Source organism: Pseudoalteromonas sp. TB25 (assembly GCF_000497995.1).
In the GTDB taxonomy this organism is placed as follows: Bacteria; Pseudomonadota; Gammaproteobacteria; order Enterobacterales; family Alteromonadaceae; genus Pseudoalteromonas; species Pseudoalteromonas distincta.
Genome location: NZ_AUTI01000288.1, coordinates 1 through 9,179, shown reverse-complemented (window position 1 = coordinate 9,179; position 9,179 = coordinate 1). Strand labels below are relative to the sequence as shown.

General features: G+C 40.3%; 6 protein-coding genes. All 6 read right to left on the bottom strand.

What is annotated here, in order from left to right; translation table 11 throughout:
- On the bottom strand, positions 1-288 hold a 288-nt coding region (locus L652_RS1000000124530; RefSeq protein WP_024596343.1), incomplete at its 3' end, for a DUF2919 family protein.
- Positions 289-297: 9 nt separating this feature from the next.
- Positions 298-2,316 carry an NAD-dependent DNA ligase LigA gene (gene ligA / locus L652_RS0110190; protein WP_024603437.1) on the bottom strand — a complete coding sequence of 673 codons (2,019 nt, stop codon included), beginning with the start codon at positions 2,314-2,316 and terminating at the stop codon, positions 298-300.
- 80 nt (positions 2,317-2,396) lie between these two features.
- Positions 2,397-3,164 (bottom strand): cell division protein ZipA, encoded by a 768-nt coding sequence (gene zipA / locus L652_RS0110185; RefSeq protein ID WP_024596342.1) that lies wholly within the window; start codon positions 3,162-3,164, stop codon positions 2,397-2,399.
- 74 nt (positions 3,165-3,238) lie between these two features.
- Positions 3,239-6,640: an AAA family ATPase gene (locus tag L652_RS0110180; protein WP_024596341.1), complete on the bottom strand. Its 3,402-nt coding sequence runs from the start codon at positions 6,638-6,640 to the stop codon at positions 3,239-3,241.
- A 67-nt stretch (positions 6,641-6,707) separates the two neighbouring features.
- Positions 6,708-7,439, bottom strand: coding sequence for an RNA methyltransferase (locus L652_RS0110175; RefSeq protein WP_024596340.1), 732 nt, complete (start codon positions 7,437-7,439; stop codon positions 6,708-6,710).
- 76 nt (positions 7,440-7,515) lie between these two features.
- Positions 7,516-9,179: FUSC family protein (locus L652_RS0110170; RefSeq protein WP_024596339.1), on the bottom strand; the 1,664-nt coding region annotated here is incomplete at its 5' end.

Here is a 9,179-nt window from a genome sequence, read left to right as displayed (position 1 = left end):
CCGCCATATTTTTGCTAACTTATCGCTTGCACTGTGTGAATCTCGTGGTCTGCGTAAACAAAATAAAATAGTCGGTATTATTGCGATACTTCCAATTGCTATTGCAATAAAAAAATCATTTTTATTTTTAAAAAATAACGACATTAAATCAAGTTCAGGCCTGCGACTTAAAGCCGCAATCACCCAAATAAAATAGCCACGTAATAGCACAAGCAAACTTAAATTAAATGCAATAGGAGTTCGGTAACTTCCGTACTTATCCCAATATTCTGGACCGTATCGGCTCATTGTTGCGTCCTAACCATTATGCTTTTTAAGCAGCCCAATTAATTCATCTTCCGTGAGTATGTCGATACCTAAATCTTGGGCTTTAGTCAGTTTTGAACCCGCTTTTTCACCCGCGACTAACGCATCAGTTTTCGCTGATACGCTACCAGATACTTTAGCACCTAGTTGCTGTAAGCGTGCTTTTGCGTCATTACGATTAAGCGTATTTAGCGTACCAGTAAGTACATAAGTAAGCCCAGCAAGCGGTTGTTCTTCTTCAGAAGGTGCACTCAACGCTGGCCAGTTTACACCTTGCTCTATAAGCGCATTAACAACTGCTAAATTATGCTCTTCATCAAAAAAGCCACGAACATGCGTTGCAACTATTTCGCCTACATCACTTACCTGCGTTAAACTATCAATGCTGGCATTTATTATATTTTCAAGGGTAAGGAAGTGATTAGCTAAATTTTGTGCTGTTGCCTCACCTGCTTCGCGAATACCTAATGAATATAAAAACTTAGCAAGCGTAGTCCCTTTCGCCTCTTCAAGGGCTGTTACTAAATTTTTGGCTGACTTAGGTCCCATGCGTTCAAGTGATTCAAAATGTCCTTGTTTTAAAATAAACAAATCAGCGGGCGTTTTTATAAGCTCTCTGTCTACCAACTGATCAACAATTTTATCGCCAAGGCCGTCTATATCCAGCGCTTTGCGTGACGCAAAGTGTTTAATTGCTTGTTTGCGTTGTGCAGGACATACAAGCCCACCCGTACAACGAGCGACAGCTTCGCCTTCAACCTTTTCAACATGAGAGTCACAAATAGGACAAGTTACTGGAAATTCGATATCTGTGGCATCATCAGGGCGGCGCTCAAGTACAACTTGCGTTATTTGTGGGATTACATCTCCAGCACGGCGAATAATAACTGTATCACCTACTTTTACGCCTAAACGTGCAACTTCATCACTGTTATGAAGCGTTGCATTTGATACGGTAACGCCACCCACAAAAACAGGCTTCAAACGTGCAACCGGTGTAATGGCGCCAGTACGACCGACTTGAAAATCAACATCAAGTAGTTGGGTTATTTCCTCTTGCGCCGGAAATTTATACGCAATAGCCCAGCGGGGAGCTCGTGCCACAAAGCCTAAACGCTCTTGTAAGGCCTTTTGGTTTATTTTTATTACTACGCCATCAATTTCATATTTAAGCTCGCCACGGCGCGTTAAAATATCGCTGTAGTACTCAAGCGCGGCTTTAGGACCTTCAACTAATTTTGTTTCTGGGCACAGTGGCAACCCCCAGTCAGTTAACTTTTCTAATTGCTGATAGTGATCATCAGGAATACTGCCATCAGCTACAAGCCCGGTACTATAGGCATAAAACATGAGTGGGCGTTTAGCTGTAATTTTAGAGTCGAGTTGACGCAAACTCCCCGCGGCTGCATTACGCGGGTTAACAAATACTTTTTCACCGCGTTTTTGCGCTTCAGTATTTAATTTATCAAAGCCAGCGCTGTCCATAAATACTTCGCCGCGCACTTCAAGCTCTTTTGGGTAATCACCACGTAACTTAAGCGGTACATTACGAATGGTTTTAACATTTTGAGTAATGTTTTCACCGGTAAAACCATCACCTCGCGTAGCCGCTTGTACAAGCACACCATCACGATAAATAATTGATACGGCTAATCCATCAAGTTTTGGCTCACAACAAAAAGTAAGCTCATCAGTACTCATTAAGCGCTCTTTTATACGACGATTAAACGCAGTGAATTCTTCTTCACTAAACGCGTTATCAAGCGATAACATGGGCACTTGGTGCGCTACTTGCTCAAATTTACTCAATGCGGCACCGCCTACTTTTTGTGTCGGAGAGTCGGCGGTTAAAAATTCAGGGTGCTGCATCTCTAGTGCGCTTAGTTCGCGTAATAACCTATCGTATTCAGAATCAGGAATACTGGGGGTGTCGAGCACATAATAGTTATAGTTGTGTTGCTCTAATGTAGTACGAAGATGATTAATTTGCTCACTAATGCTGCTAGACATTTAAACCTCAATAAACATAAAAAAAGCCACTTTGACGATTCACCGTCCAGTGGCTTATAAAAATATAATGTATGCGTTATTTACGCTGAAAAAGAACGAACCTGTTCAACATATTGCCTGATGCGCTCTACTGTCATTTCATTTCGCTCAGCATCTAAAATTTGTGCACCAAATTCATCCGCTAACTTTTTAGCTGCGCTGTGCAACATATTAAATGCCGCTAGACCATCGCCGTCGCACGGTAACGTCATAAATAAGCTTACCCCAGCGGTACTAAACTGTTCCATATTATCAATATCAAACGTACCTGGGTTATACATATTTACTAATCTAAATAAAACAGGGCCTTGGCCAGCCGGATCTAAGTGGCGATTAAAAAAACCTTCCTCAGAATATTTAAAACCTAAAGTATTAACTGCTGGTAATAATTTACTGCCCTGCATACTAAGCTCTTCTGGCATTTGAATATGCACAATAACAAAGTCAGACATTTGAGCAGGCGCTTCTTCAGCACTTTGATCTTTTGTTTCAAGATCATCAACTATTTCTAAGTCATCTTCAATCGGTGTTTCTGGCACGCTTGTATCAATTTGCGGCTCATTTGCATCAAAGTTAAGCTCGCCAAATTGTGGCTCATCACGTTCGTCTTGCATTGGCTCTTTTGGCTCAGCCTCAGTACGAAACGGTTTAGATGAAGCTGGTGCGCTTTGTTGTAATGGCTCAACCCGTTCATTATCCGATACTTCTGGGCGGTCTTTTTTTCTAACTGACCACAATCCATGTATTAATAAACCACCAATGACAATTACACTGATAACGATTAAAACCCATCTTAATTGTTCGGCCATCCCCTCACCTTTTATTATTTGATATGCCTAAAACCTGTATATTAATGAAAAACTAATACACTTGTCATAAAAATTTATGCGTGTGCAAGTTGCACAGCTTGCTCTATATCTACAGCAACCATACGCGATACGCCAGGTTCTGCCATAGTAACACCTGTTAATCTACCTGCCATTTCCATCGCAATTTTATTATGACTAATATAAATAAACTGCACTGATTGTGACATTTCTTCAACCAAACGGCAAAAACGCACGACGTTGGCATCATCTAATGGTGCATCTACTTCGTCCAGCATACAGAAAGGAGCTGGATTGAGCCTGAATATAGAAAACACTAATGATAATGCGGTCAGCGCTTTTTCTCCACCACTTAACAAATGAATTGTTGAATTTTTCTTACCCGGTGGTCGTGCCATTATACTAACACCACTTTCGAGTAAATCGTCACTGGTTAATTCTAAATACGCGCTCCCACCACCAAAAACTTTAGGAAATAGCTCAGCAAAGTCTTCGTTAACTTGATCGAACGTCGCTTTAAAGCGTGTTTTGGTCTCACTATCAATTTTACGAATTGCACCTTCAAGGGTGCTTAACGCTTTTGTTAAATCATCTAATTGATTTTCAAGATAATCACTACGTGCTTTGGCTAAATCAAACTCTTCTATTGCCGCCAAGTTTACTGCACCTAATTTATCTAGCTGATTAGTAAATCCTGTTAACTGATTTTGTGCTGCACTTAAATTTAATGAATCTGGTAATTCATCAAGTATTGCTTTTAAGCTTTGTTTCAACTCTTCTAATGGCTCAAGCGCAACTTGCGCTTTTATTACTAAGCTTTGCTCTTCAATTGTTAGCTTTTGGTGCTGCTCTTGCAAGCCCACCAGCTCACCTTGTGAATTTTTAAGGCTTATTTGCTTAGTGTTTAAGCTCTCTTTCGCCTGAGCTAATTCTTTTTGTAGCAATACTAATGCCTGCTCACCTTTTTGATGCTGTGCTAAGAGCTGCGTAATTTTATCGCTAAGTTCTTGCTCTGGTATCAGCAGCTCTTCTATTTCATTTAGTAGTTCTTGCGCACCTTCTGATGCACTAACGTGCTCTTGCTCCGCATGGCTCAATTTGGTTTGGCTTAACTGCCATTCACTGCGTGCCTTTTGCTCTGAGAGCGTTGCCTTATGTGCTTGTGTTTTATATTGCTCAAGCATGCGTAATGCTTCGCTATAACTTTTATCACTTTGTGAGCGCAAGCTATTTGCAGCGTCTATTTCATCCGCTAAGTTAAGTTGCTGCTCATTCATCACTTCAAATTGCGCTACTTGCTCATCAAGCACGGTATTTAATTGTAAAAGCTGATTTGTTAATTGCTGTTTTTGTTGTTGTAGCTTTTCTAGTTGTAACTTAAAGTGCGCTACTTGCTGTTTGAGCATATCGCTGCGCGTACTGGCTACCGCTATATTTTGCGCAAGCTCATGTATGGCTTCTTTTAGCTCGCTTTGTTCGTTAATTAATTTTATTTGCTCAGCTGTATGTTCATCACGAGTGTGTGTTACTTGTTGTAGCTCATCCTCGGCATTGGTTAACTGCTGAGCTTTGTCCTGCAATTGCTTATGCTTTAAAAGCAATGAGTTTTCAACATTGCGATCGGCGCTTACATGCCAGTTACGACCATATAAAGCACCGTTTTCATCCATAACGGCTGTATAAAAACTATCTTTTAGTATTGCTAAATCACCGCTTTCGCTATAAGCAATACGTGCTAAATGCTCTGGATAAACACCGCTTGTTATACATGCAGCTAAGCTATTTGCTGGCATGCGTTTATCACTATTTGGCCACACACTGTTATCAGCTTGCTTCTCACTTACATTTAAATGCTCTAAAGATTTAAGTGCTTGCTCTATTAAAAGCTCAAAGCCTGCTTTAACACTTAGCTGATTAAACAAACTATTAGTACGCTCACTTATCTCATCAAGCCCTAATGTACTTTTAAGCCCTGTAATACTGGCTTTTAGCTCGTTTATTGTTTGAGTAAGCGTCAAATATTGCTTTTGTGAGTTATTAACACGCTCATTTTGCACTTCAAGCTTAGCGCTACAGTGCGTGTGCGCTGTTTGTTTAGCGGCAAGTTCTTGAGTTAATGTTTGTGTTTGCTGTGTTTGCTGTATTAACTGCTGCTCTACATCACTACTTTGTAGTTCGCTAAGCTGGACAGTTAACTGATCAATTTGCTCGTTAACATGATCAATTTGCTGCTGAGTTTGTTTAATGTGGCTACTATGTTGTTGCACATTATTATTAAGCTGTTGCTGTTGCTCACACAAAGCTTGCCAATGAGTATGGTGGCGCTGCTTAAGTGCTAATAATTCCTCAAGTTCATGCGTTAACCCACTAACTTGCTCTTCACATATTAAGGCATTCTCACTTGCCTCTTGCAGAGCTTCATTAAGTTGCTCGCACACAATTTGCTGCTGCGATTTTACCTCAGCACTTTGAATTTGGCGTTGCTGTAATTTAATTAAATTTTGTTTAAGCGTTTGAGTTTGTTGCTTTACATTTATTTGCTGTTGCTCCGCGCGGGTAAGCTCGGTGTGTATAACATGTTGCTGATGCTGTGCATCGCTTAGTTTATCTTGCTGGGCTTGTACTTGCCCCTCTAGGCTTGCAAGTACATCGTCATGCCCTGAGTTAGCAGTTTTAAAAAAAGAAATTTGATCGTTCAGTTTTTTTATTTGGGCGCTTTTTTCAAGTTGGTGCTGATGTAACTTTTGCCATTTTAAAACGGCAATTTGGCCTTTTAGCGTACGTTCTTGTGCTTTTAATTCGCGGTATTTTTTTGCATCAACCGACTGCACAGCCAATTTATCTAACTGACTTTGCAGCTCTTTACGCACATCTAACAAACGTTCAAGATTTTCGCGAGTGCTTTTAATACGTGTTTGTGTTTCGCGGCGACGCTCTTTGTATTTAGAAACGCCAGCGGCTTCTTCTAAAAATACGCGCAGCTCTTGTGGTTTACTCTCTATTAAGCGCGAGATCATCCCTTGCTCAATAATTGCGTAACTACGCGGACCAAGGCCGGTGCCTAAAAATATATCGGTAATATCGCGCTTACGGCATTTACTGCCATTTAAAAAATACAGTGACTGCCCGTCGCGCGTTACTAAACGCTTAATAGCAATTTGGTTTCGATCGGCAAATGTATTTGAGGGACCACCTTTATCGTTATCAAAAACAAGCTCTACAGAGGCTTGTGATATGGCTTTACGATTAGTTGAGCCATTAAAAATAACGTCGGTCATGGCATCGCCACGCAGGTTTTTAGCAGAGCTTTCACCTAGCACCCATCGCACAGCATCAATAACGTTAGATTTGCCACAGCCATTGGGGCCAACAACACACGTCATTTGATCAGGAAATGGAATTTTAGTGGGCTCTACAAACGATTTAAAGCCCGCTAATTTAATAGTGCTTAAGCGCATCTTATTGTTATTACCGATTATTATTGTTATTGATTACGAACAATTTAACTCATTAACAGTTAAATTGTTAAGCTTGTCGTTTAAAATTATCTAAAATAATACCGGTCGCCATTGCAACATTAAGCGATTCTGCACCACCAAAAGCGGGGATGGTGATTTTATTAGTTACCAACTTTGCACATGTCTCGCGTATTCCATGCGACTCACTGCCCATTAGTAAAACGACTGAGCCCGTAAATTGGGTTTTATGCACGCTTTGCCCATCTAAAAAAGCACCGTAAACAGGTAAATTTAAAGACTGTAGGTAATCAGGTAAATCTACTTGGCTTACCGATACCCTTACAAATGAGCCCATCGTGGCGCTAATTGTTTTTGGATTGTAAGCGTCTGCGCTGTCGGTGCTAGTTACTATATGTTTAATACCGTACCAGTCTGCCACTCTTATTATTGTGCCTAAATTACCAGGGTCTGATACGCCATCAAGTGCGAGTATTAAGCCACTTGCTTGTGGTAAAGCTGCCTTTGGCATATCAACAATAGCAATGGCTGCATTATTGCTAACTAGGGTGCTGGCTTTGGTGAGGGTCTCTTCATCAGCTTCAACAAAGTTAGCTTGCGGATACTTACCTTGGTACGCATTTATAAATTCGTTTGTAGCAAAAATATTAACCACATTTAATGGGCTGTTTAATAACTCAAGTACGTTTTTCTCACCCTGTACAAGGTATTGATTATATTGCTTTCGGTACTTTTTTTGGCCAAGTTGGCGAATAAGTTTGAGTTGGTTTTTTGAAATCATAACAGCCCCATAAAATTATCCAGCAAGTATAACAGATTTCACTATAACATCTGAACTCGAAAAGCAGCGAATGGGGCTAATTTATCTTACTCGCACTTCTTTCAAAGGTCAGATTAATGCGAATAAACATGCCTTTTATTGCTTCTAATTGATTTGAATCATCCACCGTCTGAGCCAATTCCCCATAAAGATTATCTGACGCTTGCTTAAACTTATTATTAAATTTGCCCTTGGTTGCCAACATAAATGCATCGGCTAACGTACGCNGCTGCCACTCATTTAAATACTTTAGCTTTGTATTACCAGCCAAATTTTCACAAATTGAGTTTAATCGAACCGACGCATGCCCTAAGTTTAGAGCGGTTAGTGCAAGATCAGTAATTACGCGTGAGTGTGAACCTTGATCGTAATTAGTTAGGCGAATTAACCTATCGGCCATGCGGCGGTTATACCAAATACTTGGGGTTGGATGGTTATTTATTTCGAGTAAATCTTTATAAGTGGCCTTAAAAACACGATGAACAAGTAATTGTACACTTGGTCCTGTAAATAACTGAAAAATCCAAAATAAAATACTCACCCCCGCAAAGATTGCCATTGCAGAGCTAAGTGTGTAATCGATTGAAAACGCAAGGCTCATATCGGTACTGGGTCTTACCAAAATCGTAAATGGGATACAAAACCCCAAGCCATATGGCAATGTTTGTTGATCAGCTAGCAGCAGTAAACCCAAAAAATAAGGCCCTGCTAATACAAGTAGCAATATTTCTAATTGCCCACCACTTTGTGATAATAAATTGAGTGCGTAAAAAATAGTTACAATAGCAGCAACCACCACGCCTACCAATAAACGCTTTATTACCACCTGTAAAATAGCTAACGGTATTCTTGCCAACATTATCGAAAATATGACCGGTAAAATCATAATTAATAATGCAGCAGAAGAGCCTGTATTAATCCAAATAAATGCGCCGATAGAAAATACCAAAGCAGTTCTAAATCCAACAATAATGCCAGCTAATGGGTCGCGATATGTAAGCATACTGGGTGCATTTAATAATGTTTTATCACGCTCTTCTAACGCTCTGTATGCGCGTAGTAAAATTGTTAAGTCGGCTGCTACTTCTAAGCTCACATTGAGCATGTGAGATTCAAATGGCGAATCACACACCGTATTTGCTCTATAGTCGGTTAGCTCTTTACGCAGCGTTTTAACTTGTTCGGCGCAGTAATCAAAATCGTCAGACTCTTTAATTTGCGCAAATACGTGCTTAAGTTTACTTATTAATTTATCTAAAGTTGGTGTAATAAGGTCTTCGTGGTTTCGCTGTAGGCGGCCAATTATTTGAATTAAGGCCAATAAAGAAAGTACTTTTTGCGACAACTGGTTTGCAGCACGCGAGCGCCCTGGACCTTTTGGTCCTTCGTACCTTACTGCGCTGGAATCTTCGTTTATTGATCCCAATGTTGCCATAATGCCATCTATTTGCTGGTGACGGTTTTCGTGCGAGCCCTTAGAATCAAGCTCAATAACTAAATAATGTAACGTTTGATTTATAACCGACCGCGCTTGTACTTGTAGTAAATGTTTAACCTTTACAGGCCAAAATAGATGGCTCACAAGCCCAGCACATACAGAACCTATTATTATTTCGCTTACTCGCGCTTGTGCAATATCAAATATACTTTGGCTGCTCACCATTGCCGGAGTAACCATGACTAAAAGCACAATAATGGCGG

Excerpts from the sequence above, each read along its gene's own strand:
- ligA (WP_024603437.1), bottom strand. The coding sequence starts at position 2,316 with ATGTCTAGCAGCATTAGTGAGCAAATTAATCATCTTCGTACTACATTA.
- zipA (WP_024596342.1), bottom strand. The coding sequence starts at position 3,164 with ATGGCCGAACAATTAAGATGGGTTTTAATCGTTATCAGTGTAATTGTC.
- L652_RS0110180 (WP_024596341.1), bottom strand. The coding sequence starts at position 6,640 with ATGCGCTTAAGCACTATTAAATTAGCGGGCTTTAAATCGTTTGTAGAG.
- L652_RS0110175 (WP_024596340.1), bottom strand. The coding sequence starts at position 7,439 with ATGATTTCAAAAAACCAACTCAAACTTATTCGCCAACTTGGCCAAAAA.